The sequence below is a fragment of the Ruegeria sp. AM2 genome (assembly GCF_056540685.1).
In genome coordinates this window covers 420,585-436,128 of the sequence record NZ_JBQFXE010000001.1, presented here as the reverse complement: position 1 = coordinate 436,128, position 15,544 = coordinate 420,585, and the positions used below count along the sequence as shown (strand labels likewise).

The following is a 15,544-nucleotide window of genomic DNA, read 5'->3' as shown; positions in this document are numbered from 1 at the left end:
GTCTTTTATCATCGCAAAAGGTATTATAAAGGTATCTACATGACTAAAGCAGCTGACACCTTTGTTGTGGCCGTCGATGGCGGTGGAACGCGCTGTCGAATTGCGCTGTCTGATGGTGTCGAGGTGCGCAAGATCGAGGTTGGATCAGCAAATGTATCCACCGATTTCCGCGCCGCGTTGGCTGAAATGCGCGTAGGATTGGAGGGGCTGGCGTCTGAGAATGACTTGAGACAATCGGACCTTGCAGAGATTCCCGCCTATTTTGGATTGGCCGGGATTACCGGCGACGAGATTTCCCGGCGATTGGCGCGTGAATTGCCATTCCGGCACATTCGAATCGCGGATGACCGCGCGGCGGCATTGCGGGGTGCTATGGGTTGTCGGGATGGTTTCATTGCCCATTGTGGGACGGGTTCCTTTCTGGCGTCACAGATTGGCGGCAAGGGGCGTTTCGTCGGTGGTTGGGGGCCGGTTCTGGGTGATCAGGCATCGGCGCAATGGGTCGGTCGCAAGGCGTTGTCGCATGTGCTGGATTGCGTGGATGATGTAACTGGTCGATCCGATCTGGCCGATCAATTGTTGGACCACTTTGCTGGAAGCGCTGGCATTGTGGGCGCGGCAGGGGAAATGTCGCCTTATGACTTCGGCGCGCTGGCTCCATTGGTGACGAAGGCCGCCGGTCAGGGGGATAAAGTGGCTCTGACTGTTCTGGCGGAAGGTGCCGGATATCTGGCTGATCGACTTACGCGGTTGGGGTGGCGGTCAGGCTTGCCAATTTGCCTGACCGGCGGCATCGGTCCTCATTACGCCGGTTTGCTGCCCGAAGAGATGCGGGTGGATTTGGCGGATGCAGAAGGGGATCCGCTGTCAGGCGCGATCGCTTTGGCGCATGCGTTTCAAAAGGAGATCGAGAATGAGCATCGCTGATTTCCTGCGTCCCGAAGGTTGGTTGGGACATAACGCGGGGCCACGCTATGTCCAGCTGCGACAGAGATTGGAGGAAGGGATCGCCGACGGTATCCTCCCGCCCAACAGCTCATTGCCACCTGAACGTGAAATTGCCGAGTTGACCGATCTGTCTCGAGTCACTGTTCGCAAGGCGATTCAAGAGCTTGTGCGAAAAGGGGCAATCGAGCAGCGCCAGGGCTCCGGTTCTTTCGTGCGCGAGCCCGTCGCGCGGGTAGAACAATCCCTCTCGCACCTGACATCCTTTACCGAGGATATGGAGAGGCGCGGAATGAAAACCACGTCAACCTGGTTGGAGCGCGGGATTTTCCTTCCCTCGCCGGACGAGATGATGGCGTTGGGATTGTCTGCGAATGAACAAGTGGCACGGATACACCGTCTGCGGGCGGCTGGCGGGCGGCCCATGGCGCTGGAACGCGCCTCGCTGCCGCTGGACATTCTGCCCAACCCAACTGAGGTGACCGGATCGCTTTATGCGTTTCTGGACCAATCGGGGTTTCGCCCGGTGCGCGCCATTCAGAAGATTTCTGCCATCAACCTTGAGGCGGCCGAGGCCGGATTGCTGGACGTTGCAGAAGGCACAGCAGGGCTTCGGATTCAGCGCACATCCTATCTGGACAGCGGGCGCGTCGCCGAGCTTACCCGATCCATCTATCACGGCGAAGCCTACGATTTCGTGGCCGAGCTGCGGCTGTCAAACTGAAAGGTGCGGACAATGTCCACCCAAACCACCCAAATGAGGCGGGAAATCAATGAAATCCCGGTGGCCGTTGACCGGCTATTGACGGAAGGTGCGGCCGCCGTGGCGCAAGCGGCGCGCGCGCTGAGGGACCATGATCCGCAATTTCTGATATCCGTCGCGCGCGGGTCCTCGGATCATGCCTGCAGCTATCTCAAGTATTCGGCGGAATTGTTGCTGGGTTTGCCGATGGCGTCGGTTGGGCCATCGGTCAAGTCCATTTATGGCGTTGACATGAAGTGCAATGGTGCCGCTTGTTTCGCAATTTCCCAATCGGGTCAGAGCCCTGACATCGTGCAATTGACCCGGTCTCTGACCAAAGGCGGCGCGCTTTCGGTTGCGATTACCAACAGCACCGAGTCGGCCTTGACCACCGCGGCATCCTCGACGCTGTCCATTCACGCGGGACCGGAACTCAGTGTGGCGGCCACCAAGACATTCGTAAACTCTTTGGTGGCCGGGCTCTGGCTGCTGGCAGAGGTGAAGGGCGACGCCAACCTGTTGGGTGCAATTCGTGACTTGCCCGAGGCGCTTGAGGCGGCAATCACCTGCGACTGGGGGCAGGTGGTTGAGGCGGTCAATGGGCAGTCCCTGTTCACCCTCGGGCGCGGACCGTCCTGGGCGATCTCGAACGAAGCGGCCCTGAAATTCAAAGAGACCTGTCAGATCCATGCCGAAAGCTATTCCTCTGCCGAGGTTTTGCACGGGCCGGTGTCGATTGTGGACACTGGGTTTCCAATTCTGGCCTTCCTGTCCGGTGATGCTGCCGAGGCCAACATCGCCGAGGTGGCCGACGCTTTGGTGCAGAAAGGCGCGCAGGTCTTTGCGACCTCGGACAAGGTCAAGCAGGCGGTTCCGCTGCCCCATGTGCGAACCAATCATTGGATGACAGACCCAGTGGTTGCAATTGCGTCGTTCTACGGCATGGTCGAAACGGTGGCCACACGGCGCGGGATCAACCCGGACACGCCGCGACACCTCAGAAAAGTGACGGAAACGGTATGAACGCTTACAACGTTACTTTCACTGGCGGTCCGATCTTTGATGGCGAGACCTTGCGAAACGACTGCGCCGCCAGATTTGCCGGCGGCGTTTTGCAAGGGATCATTCCAACTTCCGATTTGGCAAATGGTGAACACGTTGAGGACTTGGCGGGCGATATCCTGAGCCCCGGCTATGTCGATCTGCAGGTCAATGGCGGCGGCGGCGTCATGTTCAATGATGCACCGACAGTCGAGACATTGGCCTGCATTGCTAGGGCGCATCGCCAGCTTGGGGCGACGTCGATCCTGCCAACCCTGATCACAGACACGCCCGAAAAAACGCAGGCTGCGGTGGAAGCGGCCATTCAGGCAGTGAAGGACAAAGTGCCTGGAATCGTCGGACTGCATCTGGAAGGTCCACATCTGTCCGTGCGGCGCAAGGGTGCGCATGATGCCGAGTTGATAAGGCCAATGTCAGGCAAAGACCTCGATAACCTGATCGCTGCGCGCGAAAATCTACCGGCCCTGATGGTGACCATCGCGCCCGAAAGCGTCAGCACGGATCAGGTCGCGGAACTTTCCCGTGCGGGAATTGTTGTCTCGCTTGGCCATACGGATGCGTCGTTCGAGACTTGCTTGTCGTATGCGGACGCCGGTGTCCGATGCGCGACGCATCTTTTCAACGCCATGAGCCAGCTGGGAAACCGAGAGCCGGGCCTGGTTGGCGCGGTGCTGTCCTGTGGTGCACTGTCTGCGGGTCTCATCGCTGACACTGTTCATGTGCACGCTCAGACGATGCGGGCGGCATGTGCCGCCAAACAAGGTCCGGGCCGCATCTTTCTGGTCAGCGACGCGATGGCCGTCGCCGGTACCACGCAACAGGAATTTCGTCTGGAGGGTCGGCTGATTCAGCGTGAAAACGGCCGGTTAACCTTGCAGGATGGTACGCTTGCAGGAGCTGATCTTGATCTGACCACCGCGCTTCGCAACCTGACGCAGCAGGTTGGAATCCCACTGGAACAGGCGCTTGTGGCTGCAACCAGTATCCCTGCAGATATCGTCGACATGCCGGCGGCTGATCGGTTGGCTACGTCATCGTTCATTCGGATCAGCGCAGACCTGTCTGAGGCGGTTCCGGTTCTGGACATTTGAAGGTGATACTTTTCCAAAAGGATTTCTGACCTCGCCGTTTCTGGCTGCTTTGTGTATCACTACAGAAAAACCGGTTCGGAGCAGGGTCGAGTGCCTCAGATTGCATTGATATTAGCACCCGTGGTTGAACATTTACTTGGGTCTTTCAAGGCCCGGCCAGCCGAAAGCGGACGATGACCAAGGCACGCGGCGTTTTCATAGGTCAGCGCAAGGATCGGATGGGCGCGCGCCTGCTGATGATGCTGACATGCATCCGCTTGGCACAGGACTTTCAGACAGAATACCGGATCAACTGGTTTCCCCAAGGCGGGGACGCACCGGAACTCGACCATCCGCAAGAGCTATTCACCAAAGACTGGATGGATGCGCATTTCCTGAGCGCACAGGAATTCGATGACCTCAATCGCAATGCCTTGCCGGTGTGGGCTTTTCTGAACGATCCTTCCCCAGATCGGCTGAACGCGCATCTCACCGCGGGCCGTTCGGTTCTGGTTGAAGAAGGGTTCGAGGTCCTGGCGTTTCCTTGGGAGGGCATTGAGACTATTCGCCCGCGCTATCGCGAATTCATTCACCGGGTCGGATTCGCCGATGACATCCGCTCGATCATGAATCAGATCGATGAAAAGCTCTCGGGGCAGGGCGTGTCCGCCTATCACATCCGGCGCGGGGATATTCTGAACGGTTTGCCGTGGAAGCACTCGACCTGGCCCGCCAAGATCGAACCCGAAGAGTTTTACGAGACGCATCTCGAAAAGGCAGACGGGCGAGCGTCGATCATGTTCTCTGATCAGCCGGAACTAATCGCGCGGTTTCAGGCAAAGTTTCCGGACCTGATGCAGATGCCGGACATTGCGGACCTGTCCGAGTTGTCACGGGCCAAACGTGACTTTCTAGAGCTTTATGCGATGTCGCGGGCCGAACAGGTTGTGGCCCCCTATATTTCGGCCTTTTCGATGGCTGCGGCGCGTATTTCCGGACAGCAGCGCAAGGTGTTTCGCGACGTATTGACCGAAGACGAGATTCAGCAGGCCAATACGCGCGTCATTGAACGGGTCGCGCTGGGACCAGAGAGCTTTCTGAACCCCTCCGAGGCCGCGCATGTCTATTCCAAAGCTGCACAGTATTTGGTGGCTCAGGACAGATGTCAGGAGGCTTACGATCTGGCGCGGCCCATTTTGGACGCGGGCGCGGACAACGCGTTCATGCCGTTGCTGCAAGCTTTGAACTGTTTCTATCTTGGGCAGTGGAAGGAGAGTGAAAATCTGGCACGGAAAGGGTTGCAAAGTCCGCACCTTTGGCCAGAGGATTATGCGGTTCTGTCGGCATTGCGCGGCGCGATCCTCGGGGCGCAAAAGAACCGTTGGGCCGGGACGCGTCATTTCGCAAAAGCGTTCTGGGCCAAACCCTTACGACCTGATGTCGTTGTTTTGGGGTCTCGGATGCTTTATCGCGGACAGATGGCATATCGGTTGTTGCCGCCCGTGGACTGGTCGCTACAAAAACATATCCGCCAGCGTCGCTTTCCACCGTTCAACAACATGTACCTTGTCCAGCATAAGATCATTGCGCTGCGTCCCTGCAATTTTGACTTTGTTTTGCTGGATTGGTCAGCTCTTGCCTTGGATCAAAAAGCGCGCCGATTGTTCGACAGCCCAAATCGGCTGGCAGCTTTGAAAACCGTGCTTGAGACCCTGACGGATATCCCAAGTGACGATCCGCGTCTACGTAGCGCGGGCGCAGTTTTGGATTACCATCTGGGTGAACTGCACGGCGCAAAGGCGGTTGACGTCGCACGCGAAGTGGCCGCAGAATTTCCAGAAAATTCGCTATATTACAAGCGACTGTCGGATATTCTTGAAGCAGAGGGTGATGCTCTCGGAGCACAGGCAGCAATAGATGCCGCACTGACATGCGATCCGGAAAACCCGTTCCTGATATTTGCCAAGGGTGGTCTGACCGAACGGCTTGGGAACAAGGAACACGGTGAAGACCTGATCTTGAAGGCCGCGGAACTGGATGATGTCTCGGTCGCGATTCAAGGTGCTGCGGGACAGATTCTGTTGCGAAGAGGCAAAAAGCAAAAAGCACGCAAATACCTTGAGCGGGCACGTGATCTGTATCCGCCGTTTAAGCGCTTCGCAAATCAACTCAAACGGGCGGGCGACTAGTCCAGCGTGACCTCTTGCCTTAGTTTGCCGGTGGTTTTGTCGAAAATCAGAATGCGATTGTCGTCGGTCACAACCGCATACCAATTGTTGCCAATAGTCAGTGCCTGCGCTTTGGCACCTTCAGGCAATTCGATCTGATCCGGCAATTTGGGCGTTCTGTCCGCAAGGCGGATGACAATCAGCGCGAATGTCACTAGAACCCCGCCAATCATCACCGCGGTCAACAGCATGACCATGCGCCGCAGCAACCTAAGCTGCGGTGTTTCCTGCGGTTCCTGAAGTTCGGAAGGGTCAGTCATGGGCACCCGCCTGATAGAGTTCGTCATTGCGGCCGCGCCGCCACCCCGCCTTGATAAGGCGCTGGCGCGGGATGTTCCAGCGCAAGAAAGCCTGTCGCGCACCCGCATCGTGCGATTGATCGAAGAGGGCGCGGTATCCGTGAATGACACGCCGGTTGCGGACCCCAAGGCAAAGGTGTCTGAGGGCGCGCGCGTTGAAATTTACGTGGCCGAGGCAGAAGACAGCCATATCGGACCTGAGGACATTCCACTGAATGTCGTCTATGAGGATGATGATCTGATCGTGGTCAATAAGCCCGCCGGGATGGTGGTGCATCCGGCGCCGGGCTCGGCAAGTGGGACATTGGTCAACGCTCTGCTGCACCATTGCGGCTCGGATCTTTCAGGCGTCGGGGGTGTCAAGCGACCGGGTATCGTTCATAGAATTGACAAGGAAACCAGCGGTTTACTGGTCGTTGCTAAATCCGATGCCGCGCATCATGGGTTGGCTGCCCAATTTGAAGCTCATAGTGTTGAGCGCTATTATCGGGCGATCTGTTACGGTGTTCCGGACGCCAATGACCCGCGTTTGCGCGGAGTTAAGGGCGTCAGCTTTGAACCCGGCAATATCATGCGCCTCACAACGCAGTTGGCGCGTCATAAAACGGACCGGCAGAAACAGGCAGTTGTTTTTCATGGCGGCCGCCACGCGGTAACGCGAGCTCGGATTGTCGAAACGTTTGGCGAGCCCAATTCCCTGTCGCTGGTCGAATGTTGGCTGGAAACCGGACGTACGCACCAGATTCGGGTCCATATGGCGCATGCTGGGCATGGTCTGGTTGGTGATCCGGTTTATGGCGGTAAACGTAAGCTGGCTGCGCGGGCGTTTCGTCCCGAAACCGCCGAAGCTGTGCGTGCGTTTCCACGTCAGGCGCTGCACGCCGCGGTTTTAGGCTTTACGCATCCCGTATCCGGCGAAACCCTACGGTTTGAAGCTCCGCTACCCGAAGATATGGATGCCTTGCTGAAAGACCTGTGCCAGCCGGTGACATAATTCGCAAAGCCTTGTGAAAACTGTACTTTCAGCTTTTCTTTACATCCGGTTAATTCCAAACTGTTACCGGTACCTCTTGAATGTAACGGGCGACATGCCCATATCCCATGTTAAGGGCTTAAACATTTGTCCAAGGGGCAGAACTAAATGGCAAATTACACAAATCTTCCCGCGCCGACACCCGAGGGTGGTCTGAACCGCTATATGCAGGAGATTCGCAAGTTTCCTCTGCTGGAGCCGGAAGAGGAATATATGCTGGCGAAACGCTGGGTCGAAGAGCAGGACACCGATTCTGCGCATAAAATGGTCACGTCGCACCTGCGTCTGGCGGCAAAAATTGCCATGGGCTATCGCGGCTACGGACTGCCGCAGGCCGAGGTGATTTCAGAGGCCAATGTGGGTCTGATGCAGGCGGTCAAACGCTTTGATCCGGAAAAGGGCTTCCGTCTGGCGACCTACGCGATGTGGTGGATTCGCGCCTCGATTCAGGAGTATATCCTGAGGTCCTGGTCGTTGGTGAAGCTGGGCACAACCTCGGCGCAAAAGAAGCTGTTCTTCAACCTGCGCAAGGCCAAGGCCCGCATCGGTGCGTTGGAAGAAGGAGACATGCGCCCGGAAAACGTCACTCGGATCGCCACTGATCTTGGCGTGACCGAAGAGGAAGTGATCAGCATGAACCGCCGGATGTCCGGTGGCGATGCCTCGCTGAACGCCACCGTCGGGTCCGAGGGCGAGGGGACCATGCAGTGGCAGGACTGGCTTGAAGATGAAGATGCTGATCAGGCCGGAGATTACGAGGCGCGGGATGAGTTGGAGGCCCGCCGTGAACTGCTGGCCGCCGCGCTTGATGTGCTGAATGATCGCGAGAAAGATATTTTGACGCAGCGCCGATTGATGGATCAGACCGTCACGCTCGAAGATCTGAGCACGCAGTACAATGTCAGCCGGGAACGCATCCGCCAAATCGAAGTACGCGCGTTCGAAAAGCTGCAGAAAAAGATGCGTGAACTGGCGCGAGAAAAAGGCATGCTGGGCGCAAGCTAAACGAATTTGATCGCAATTGAGGGACCGGCCCAAAACCATTGGGCCGGTTCTTCGCGTTGTTGTGACCATAATAGCCCTGACAGCCGGGCGGTTGATTGCTAGAAGGGCGCAAAACGGTTGCGCTAACGGCATGGAGGGATAGATATGACCAATCCGGTTCAATGGGGCGTTCTGGGTGCGGCGCAGTTTGCGCAGAAATTTATGGCACCGGCGATCCACGCGGCTGAGGGCGCACGCCTGACGGGTCTTGCAACATCAAACTCAGAAAAAGCAAAACCTTTCAAATCGTTCTGTCCCGATCTTGAGGTCTATGACAGTTACGATGCCATGCTGGCGGACCCTAGGATCGAAGCTGTCTATATCCCGCTGCCCAATCATTTGCACGTCGACTGGAGCCTGAAAGCTCTGGATGCGGGCAAACACGTTTTGTGCGAAAAACCGATGACGATGCAGGCGCAGGAATTTGATCAACTGATCGCCAAACGGGACCAGACGGGCCTGCTTGCCGCCGAGGCCTACATGATCGTGCATCATCCTCAGTGGCAGTTGGCCAGACAGCTCTTTGCTGATGGGGCGATTGGAAAACTTGGCCATGTATCCGGCGTATTCAGCTATGACAACCGGTCGGACACCCAGAACATTCGAAACCGCCCCGAAACCGGCGGGGGCGGATTGCGCGATATTGGCGTCTACACGATCGGCAGCGCGCGTTTTGTGACGGGTGCCGAGCCCGAAACACTCAGCGCGTCGATCCGATGGGAAAACGAGGTTGACGTATTTACAGAGATCAATGCGCGCTTTCCCGGTTTTACGTATTCCACCTATGTATCGACCAGAATGCATCCCAATCAGTGGATGGAGTTTCACGGCGAAGCCGGCGTAATCCGCCTGACAGCGCCCTTCAACGCACGTGTTTTTGGTGAAGCGCGGGTGGAATTGCACCGCCCCGGGCTTGAGGTTCAGGTGACCCGCTTCCCCGGCGATGACCATTACAAACTTCAGGTTGAAGCGTTCTGCCGGTCTGTGCGCGAAGGCGTGGACTATCCTTGCCCGCTTGAGTTTTCGCGCGGAACGCAAGCTATGATCGACCGCGTGTTTGAATGTGCGGTGTCTCTCTGACTTGCCACAGGCGGCCCGGCTGACCTAATCTGGCCGTCATCTGAACAGGAGGCGATCCATGGCTGGCGGCTGGGCGCGCGACGGCGCGGTGAGCGAACAGATTGAAGCGTCGATTTCCGACGAACTGGCGCGGATGCAGGCGCAGAAGCGACCCCTAGGCGAAAGCCTGACCCATTGTGCGGAATGTGAGGAACCGATCCCCGAAAAACGCCGGATCGCGCTTCCAGGGGTCAAGCTTTGCCTGGATTGCCAGCAAGAGAGAGACGGCTCCTTCAAGGCCCGCGCGGGCATCAACCGCCGCGGGTCCAAAGACAGCCAATTGAAGTAGCGGATGCCCGCGACCCAGGCAAAGCACGCCCTCATGCAAAATGGTTTGGTTCTGGGCTTTCTGGCCGCGTTTCTGTGGGGCACGCACAGCGTCATCGTCCGCTACCTGACGAGCGACTTGGGTGGGTTGCAAATCGCCGTATCGCGCCTGTTCATCGCGGCTTTGGCAATTTATGTCATGCTGCGCCTGATGCGTGTGCCGGTCGCGATCAACTTGAAAGACTGGAATTTTCGGCTGGCGGTTCTTTCAACCGTGGTGAACTATGTTCTGTTCCATATCGGTTTGGAGTATACCGGCGCCGCCAACGCCATGGTGCTGGAAAACACCGCGCCGTTCTTCGTATTAGTGTTCCTCTACTTTATTGCAGACACACCGGTCACTCGGACGGACATGCTGGCAACAGCATTGGCGGTTCTGGGTGTTTTTCTGACGGTTCTTCAGGACTTTCGGGTCGGTGGAGACCCCTTGTTCGGCGATCTTCTAGAGATCGGAGCTGGGTTTAGCTGGGCGGTATTTCTGGTCTCAAGCAGTCGGGCAATGCGCCGTTCCCAGACAACGGGCGAGCGGTTGAACTTTCTGTTCGGCGTTTTCCTGTGTTCAGGCGTCTTGCTTTTGCCCTTGGCGGCGTCGTCTTTGGAGCTTCCGACGGCTAACGATCTGGTTTTCCTGATCCTTCTGGGGGTTCTGCCAACTGCGCTGGCCTATTACCTGTGGTACGAGGCCGCCGCCCGTGTTTCGACCCTGACGGCGACTTTGATGTTTGCGTCCTCGGTCGTGTTCACCTTCGTTAACGCTGCGTTGTTTTTGGGGGCAGTGATCACTGTGTTTTCGATGATTGGGGCAAGTATGATTGTAACTGCGATTTTCTTGACCACGACGCAAAAAACCAAGGGCACCTAATTGTGACACGTCGACAAGGTCCTGCATTTAGTGAGTCGCCATCTATAATGTGCGCGCAAATAGCAATTTTTGCACGTAACGAGCGGTAGTTGACAAGCGGGCCGGACATGCCGCTAAGCCCTCGCATTGGTTGAATTTTTGACTAAATTCTAGGCAAACACATTCCAGGTTCAGAATTTCTTTAATGTTTTCAGGTGTCTAAAAATTGATCTGGCTCAAGTTTTTGGGAATTTGTTTTCGCTATCCCTGATTTGTGCTCAGCGACAGGTAATTCAATGTTCGATCTCAGCCAGGCAACTCGCATCACTGCTCCGCTATTGCAGCAGCTCTCGCCGCCTGTGCGCAATTGCCTGCTTTCCGGATCCAAAATCCGCGCGTTTGACCGGGGGGAGACCATTGGGGTGCAGGATGAGCCCTGTACTTCTCTCAAGATCGTTCTGTCGGGGTGGGTCAAATTGTACCGCGTTACCTCGTCCGGTCACGAGGCGCTGCTTTCGATGCTGTCCAGCGGCCAGAGTTTCGATGAGGTGCGTGCGCTGAGTGGGGGCCGAACGACCGCATATGTCGAAGCTGCGACCGGTTGCGAAATTCTATTTGTGGATCTTTCGACAATGGGGTCTTGCGAAGGGGCGGCACAGGAAATCTCGTCCGCGATCCTTTCAGCTGCGGCGGGGCACCTGGACAACATGATGTTGCAGGTCGAGGAATTGAAGGTGCACACCGGGGTCGAACGGCTGAGCAACTTTCTGATCCGCTTGATCGAACAAAAGGGCGGGACAACCCAGGTTCAACTGCCATTCGACAAGGTTGTTTTGGCATCCGCGCTGGGAATGAAGCCGGAAAGCCTGTCGCGCGCCTTTTCAAAGCTCAGGACTTTTGGGGTTCAGAGCGAGCAAAAATCAATCATCGTGAACGACTTGAATCGACTTCGCGAACTTGTCGAATAAGAAACGCCCCGAAAATCGGGGCGTTTGTCGTTTGACGATCAGCCTTCCATCGCCTCCAACTCATCGATAAAGCCCGAGATCATCGAAAGGCCCTTGTCCCAGAATTTCGGGTCGCTGGCATCCAGTCCGAACGGGGCGAGCAATTCCTTGTGGTGCATTGATCCCCCAGCGCGCAGCATGTCGAAATACTTGTCTTCGAAACCGTCAGCACCGCTTTCGTAGACCGAGTACAGCGCATTTACCAAGCCATCGCCAAAGGCATAAGCGTAGACGTAGAAGGGCGAGTGGACAAAATGCGGAATATAGGCCCAGAAGGTCTCGTACCCTTCCATGAATTCAAATGCAGGGCCAAGGCTTTCGGCCTGAACGCTCATCCACAGCGCGTTGATGTCGTCAGGGGTCAACTCACCTTCGCGCCGCGCTGCGTGCAGCTTACATTCAAAGTCATAGAACGCGATCTGGCGGACGACCGTGTTGATCATGTCCTCTACCTTGCCCGCCAGCAGCACTTTGCGCTGTTCCGGAGTCTCGGCCTTGTCCAGCATTTTGCGGAAAGTCAGCATCTCGCCGAAGACCGAGGCTGTTTCAGCAAGTGTCAGAGGGGTCGACGACAGCATCTCACCCTGATCGGCTGCCAGCACCTGATGCACCCCATGACCAAGCTCATGCGCAAGGGTCATCACGTCGCGCGGTTTGCCCAGGTAGTTGAGCATCACATAAGGGTGGACTTCGGTCACCGTGGGATGTGCAAACGCACCTGGTGCTTTGCCCGGTTTGACGGCCGCGTCGATCCAGCCTTTTGAGAAAAAGGGTGCCGCGATCTCGCCCATGCGGGGATCAAACGCGTTGTAAGCATCCATCACCGTCTTTTCGGCCTCTTCCCAGCCAACGATGCGAGTGTCTTCCATCGGAAGGGGCGCGTTGCGGTCCCAGACCTGCATCACGCCCAGACCCAGCCATTTCCGCTTCAACTCGTAGTATCTATGGCTCAACTTGGGGTAGGCGGCCACAACCGCTTCGCGCAGGGCTTCAACGACTTCTGGTTCAACGTCATTTGACAGATGGCGACCGGTCTGCGCGGTCGGCATGTTGCGCCAGCGGTCGACGATTTCCTTTTCCTTGGCCTGTGTGTTGTGAACACGGGCGAAGGTTTTGATGTTGTCTTGAAACACCGATGCCAGCTCTCGCGCCGCCGCCTCTCGCTTGGAGCGATCCTGTTCGGTCAACAGGTTGAGCGTGCCTTCGATATTCAATTCTTCGCCGTCCACGTCGAAGGTCAGCCCAGCGATCGTTTCGTCGAACAGGCGTTCCCATGCGTCGCCGACGACACCCAGATCATGCAGGAATTTCTCAAGCTCGTCAGAGAGCTGATACGGCTTCATCGCTCGGATGCGACGGAAAACAGGTTCGTAACGCGCCAGATCCGCATTCGCGCCGAAATGGGCCTTCAAAACGTCGTCGTCGATGCGGTTGATTTCCAACGTGAAAAACACAAGTGGAGTCGTAAAGATGGTGATCTTTTCCTGCATGTCCGACAGGAACTTGGCACGTTCGGCATCAGTGGTCAGTTGGTAATACCGAAGGCCCGCGAAGGACATGATCCGCCCGGCGATGGCGTTGATTTTCTCATTCCGCAGGACGCAGGTCAGCAAACCGGCGGCGTCCAAGTCGGCCAGTTTACCCTCATAATCAGCCGCAAAAGACGCGCATTCACCTTCCAGCCAATCTAGATCGCGGGCCAACTCTGGTGCGTCTTCTGATGCATAGAGATCGCTCAAATCCCACTCTGGCAAATTGCCGAGATTGTCAGCACCTCCAACGGCGTTTGCGTCACGGACGGGAAAGGGAAGGTCGCGCATGGGTCACCTCGAAAATTCTGCTTTGGCAAACATCTAGGCCCGAGGCGTCAGGATCACAAGCGACCTTCGCGCATGCACGAGCTTACTTGCTCAGGATCATCTCGGACGATGTGCCTTGTGTGGCCGTCAGAAAATGATTGGCCAGTTGGTCAAAGACAGGCCCGCGCACGTCGGGCGCCTCCATCATCACTTCATGTTCGCCATCCGGGATTTCGACCAAGGTGCCGCTGGGCCAATTCGCCATCCGGGCACGGATCGCTTTGCGGTCGACAATCTGTTCGTGGCTGCCAAGGAATGTCAGACATGGTGTTTCAGGTGCCGTTTGGTCCATCAGCCAGTCGCATTCATCCAACGCCTCGCGCAACCAGATTGTCGAGGGCGCACCAAGGGCAAGTTCCGGATGCGCGGCCAATTGGTCCTGCATCATCTTGTACATCGTCGGATCACGGGTCAGCACGTTTCCTTCGAAAGGCTGTGCCGCGACATAGCTTTCCAGCGTCGTCGTCGGTGGCGTACGTTCTCCCAACCCGATCCGAGGACCCCAATAGGCGGTAAGTCGACTGAGCGGCTTCATCAACGGGGTAAAGAAGATGCCCCACATTGGACCGGTAAATGCACAGGCCGCGAAACAGTCTTTTTCCAGAACCGCGCGCATTCCGATGGCGCCGCCCATCGAGTGACCAATCACATACCAGGGCTTAGGCAAATCAAGTTCAACTGCAAGATCAAGCGTCGCAGCCACATCCATTTGATAGTCGGTGAACTGGTCGACATGACCGACACGCGGGTCATCGAGCAACCGGTCAGCGAGACCCTGACCGCGCCAGTCGATGGCAAGGACGGCAAAGCCCCTGTCGATGAACTCACGGGCGGTGTCGCCGTATTTTTCAATATATTCTGTGCGACCTGGGAACAGCATGACCGTTCCATGGGCTTCGCCTGCGGGCAACCAGTGGCCCACACGAATCCGCTTGCGGTCAGTGGTTGCAAGCCAGTGGGCCTTGCCCCCAGCGGGACCGCCGGCCACGTCTTCAAAGTAAGGGGCCGGCGACAATTCCATCAGGCCAGCACCGAAGCGAGCTTCATGGCAATACCCATGTCGCCGTCCACGCTCAGTTTGCCGGACATGAACGCCCCTGTTGGGTTAAGCTCTCCGCTGAGGATTTGTTCGAACGTGTCAACATCTGCACTCAGTGTCACATCTGCCTCGTCGTCGCTGACGCGCGCGCCGTCAGCATCCAAAACGATAGCGCCCAAACCGGCGATGGCAAATTTGGCAGATGCGTCAAACACGCCCCCGGTCAGTTTTTCGTTCAGCGCGGCCGCGGCCTTATCCAGAGTTTCGCTCATGGTTCTCCTCACTTTGTTAATGCGCCCAGGAATGGACATCCCCGGGCGCAACGCTACACTGAACAGTGTTATGGGTAATGCAAGCACCAATCTCAAAGATATCGTCGCGGCAACGTTACTTCTAGTCACGTTTTCCATTCCTGCTGGCGCGCAGCAAGCGGATCTGAGGGATGAGGCCGCGTTGCTAAATCAACTTATGCAGTCGACTCCGGAACAAGCGGTTGGACTCGACCGGCAGCTCAAGGCGTTGTGGTCCCAGTCGGGGTCTGCCTCGGCGGATTTGCTGTTGGAGCGTGGGCGTGAGGCACTGGACGACGGAGACGTCGACGCAGCCTTGCAACACCTTACAGCGTTGACGGATCACGCGCCGGAATTCGCCGAGGGCTGGCACGTTCGAGCCTCGGTGTTCTTTGGAATTGATCGTTTTGGTATGGCCGCTGCGGATCTGGAACTTGCGTTGGCGCTGAACCCCAACAATTACGAAGCGATCTATGGGCTTGGACTGATTTTCGAGATCACCGATCAGCCCCAAAGGGCCTATGACGCGTACACCCGCGCTCTGGCTATACATCCGCATCACGAAGAAGTAACCAATGCCGTGAATCGATTGAGACCTCAGGTCGAGGGCGCTGCGCTCTGAGAACCGGGGCAGGGGGC

General features: G+C 56.9%; 16 protein-coding genes. 12 read left to right on the top strand and 4 right to left on the bottom strand.

All coding sequences use genetic code 11. The features are described 5' to 3' along the window. The first annotated feature begins 39 nt into the window (after window positions 1-39). From ACR0CR_RS02165 to ACR0CR_RS02145, 5 genes are all read left to right on the top strand, one after another. Window positions 40-927 carry a glucosamine kinase nucleotide-binding domain-containing protein gene (locus tag ACR0CR_RS02165; protein WP_480596323.1) on the top strand — a complete coding sequence of 296 codons (888 nt, stop codon included), beginning with the start codon at window positions 40-42 and terminating at the stop codon, window positions 925-927. Then, on the top strand, window positions 914-1,669 hold the full coding sequence (locus ACR0CR_RS02160) for a GntR family transcriptional regulator (RefSeq protein ID WP_480596321.1): 756 nt from the start codon (window positions 914-916) through the stop codon (window positions 1,667-1,669). Before ACR0CR_RS02165 ends, ACR0CR_RS02160 begins: the two co-directional genes overlap by 14 nt. A gap of 12 nt (window positions 1,670-1,681) precedes the next feature. Next, window positions 1,682-2,710, top strand: coding sequence for an SIS domain-containing protein (locus ACR0CR_RS02155; protein ID WP_480596319.1), 1,029 nt, complete (start codon window positions 1,682-1,684; stop codon window positions 2,708-2,710). Beyond that, window positions 2,707-3,840, top strand: a complete 1,134-nt coding sequence (nagA, locus tag ACR0CR_RS02150; protein WP_480596317.1) for an N-acetylglucosamine-6-phosphate deacetylase — start codon at window positions 2,707-2,709, stop codon at window positions 3,838-3,840. The genes ACR0CR_RS02155 and nagA overlap by 4 nt, the downstream gene beginning before the upstream one ends. Before the next feature lie 173 nt (window positions 3,841-4,013). Further along, window positions 4,014-6,008 (top strand): hypothetical protein, encoded by a 1,995-nt coding sequence (locus ACR0CR_RS02145; RefSeq protein ID WP_480596315.1) that lies wholly within the window; start codon window positions 4,014-4,016, stop codon window positions 6,006-6,008. Here ACR0CR_RS02145 and ACR0CR_RS02140 read toward each other — a convergent pair. Then, window positions 6,005-6,307, bottom strand: a complete 303-nt coding sequence (locus ACR0CR_RS02140; protein WP_480596313.1) for a DUF6476 family protein — start codon at window positions 6,305-6,307, stop codon at window positions 6,005-6,007. The genes ACR0CR_RS02145 and ACR0CR_RS02140 overlap by 4 nt on opposite strands. Here ACR0CR_RS02140 and ACR0CR_RS02135 point away from each other — a divergent pair. The 6 genes from ACR0CR_RS02135 to ACR0CR_RS02110 all read left to right on the top strand — a co-directional run bounded on the left by ACR0CR_RS02135 (window position 6,306) and on the right by ACR0CR_RS02110 (window position 11,678). Then, a complete protein-coding gene (locus ACR0CR_RS02135; RefSeq protein ID WP_480596311.1) occupies window positions 6,306-7,340 on the top strand; it encodes an RluA family pseudouridine synthase in 1,035 nt (344 codons plus the stop codon). The two genes, ACR0CR_RS02140 and ACR0CR_RS02135, sit on opposite strands and share 2 nt — an antisense overlap. Window positions 7,341-7,487: 147 nt before the next feature. Then, a complete protein-coding gene (gene rpoH / locus ACR0CR_RS02130; RefSeq protein WP_480596309.1) occupies window positions 7,488-8,384 on the top strand; it encodes an RNA polymerase sigma factor RpoH in 897 nt (298 codons plus the stop codon). Between the two features lie 144 nt (window positions 8,385-8,528). Further along, window positions 8,529-9,503, top strand: a complete 975-nt coding sequence (locus ACR0CR_RS02125) for a Gfo/Idh/MocA family protein (protein WP_480596307.1) — start codon at window positions 8,529-8,531, stop codon at window positions 9,501-9,503. A 58-nt stretch (window positions 9,504-9,561) separates the two neighbouring features. Then, a complete protein-coding gene (locus ACR0CR_RS02120; protein ID WP_480596306.1) occupies window positions 9,562-9,831 on the top strand; it encodes a DksA/TraR family C4-type zinc finger protein in 270 nt (89 codons plus the stop codon). Window positions 9,832-9,864: 33 nt separating this feature from the next. Beyond that, a complete protein-coding gene (locus ACR0CR_RS02115) occupies window positions 9,865-10,731 on the top strand; it encodes a DMT family transporter (RefSeq protein ID WP_480596304.1) in 867 nt (288 codons plus the stop codon). A gap of 275 nt (window positions 10,732-11,006) precedes the next feature. After that, window positions 11,007-11,678, top strand: coding sequence for a Crp/Fnr family transcriptional regulator (locus ACR0CR_RS02110; protein WP_480596303.1), 672 nt, complete (start codon window positions 11,007-11,009; stop codon window positions 11,676-11,678). Window positions 11,679-11,716: 38 nt separating this feature from the next. On the opposite strand, the gene ACR0CR_RS02105 is transcribed toward ACR0CR_RS02110, so the two are convergent. From ACR0CR_RS02105 to ACR0CR_RS02095, 3 genes are all read right to left on the bottom strand, one after another. Further along, window positions 11,717-13,537 carry a M3 family oligoendopeptidase gene (locus tag ACR0CR_RS02105; RefSeq protein WP_480596301.1) on the bottom strand — a complete coding sequence of 607 codons (1,821 nt, stop codon included), beginning with the start codon at window positions 13,535-13,537 and terminating at the stop codon, window positions 11,717-11,719. 82 nt (window positions 13,538-13,619) lie between these two features. Beyond that, window positions 13,620-14,597, bottom strand: coding sequence for an alpha/beta fold hydrolase (locus ACR0CR_RS02100; protein ID WP_480596300.1), 978 nt, complete (start codon window positions 14,595-14,597; stop codon window positions 13,620-13,622). Continuing rightward, the gene (locus ACR0CR_RS02095) at window positions 14,597-14,887 is read right to left on the bottom strand and encodes an SCP2 sterol-binding domain-containing protein (protein WP_480596298.1); all 291 of its coding nucleotides are present in this window, start codon (window positions 14,885-14,887) and stop codon (window positions 14,597-14,599) included. Before ACR0CR_RS02095 ends, ACR0CR_RS02100 begins: the two co-directional genes overlap by 1 nt. A gap of 70 nt (window positions 14,888-14,957) precedes the next feature. Here ACR0CR_RS02095 and ACR0CR_RS02090 point away from each other — a divergent pair, with 70 nt between their 5' ends. Next, window positions 14,958-15,527, top strand: coding sequence for a tetratricopeptide repeat protein (locus tag ACR0CR_RS02090; protein ID WP_480596296.1), 570 nt, complete (start codon window positions 14,958-14,960; stop codon window positions 15,525-15,527). Window positions 15,528-15,544: the final 17 nt, after the last annotated feature.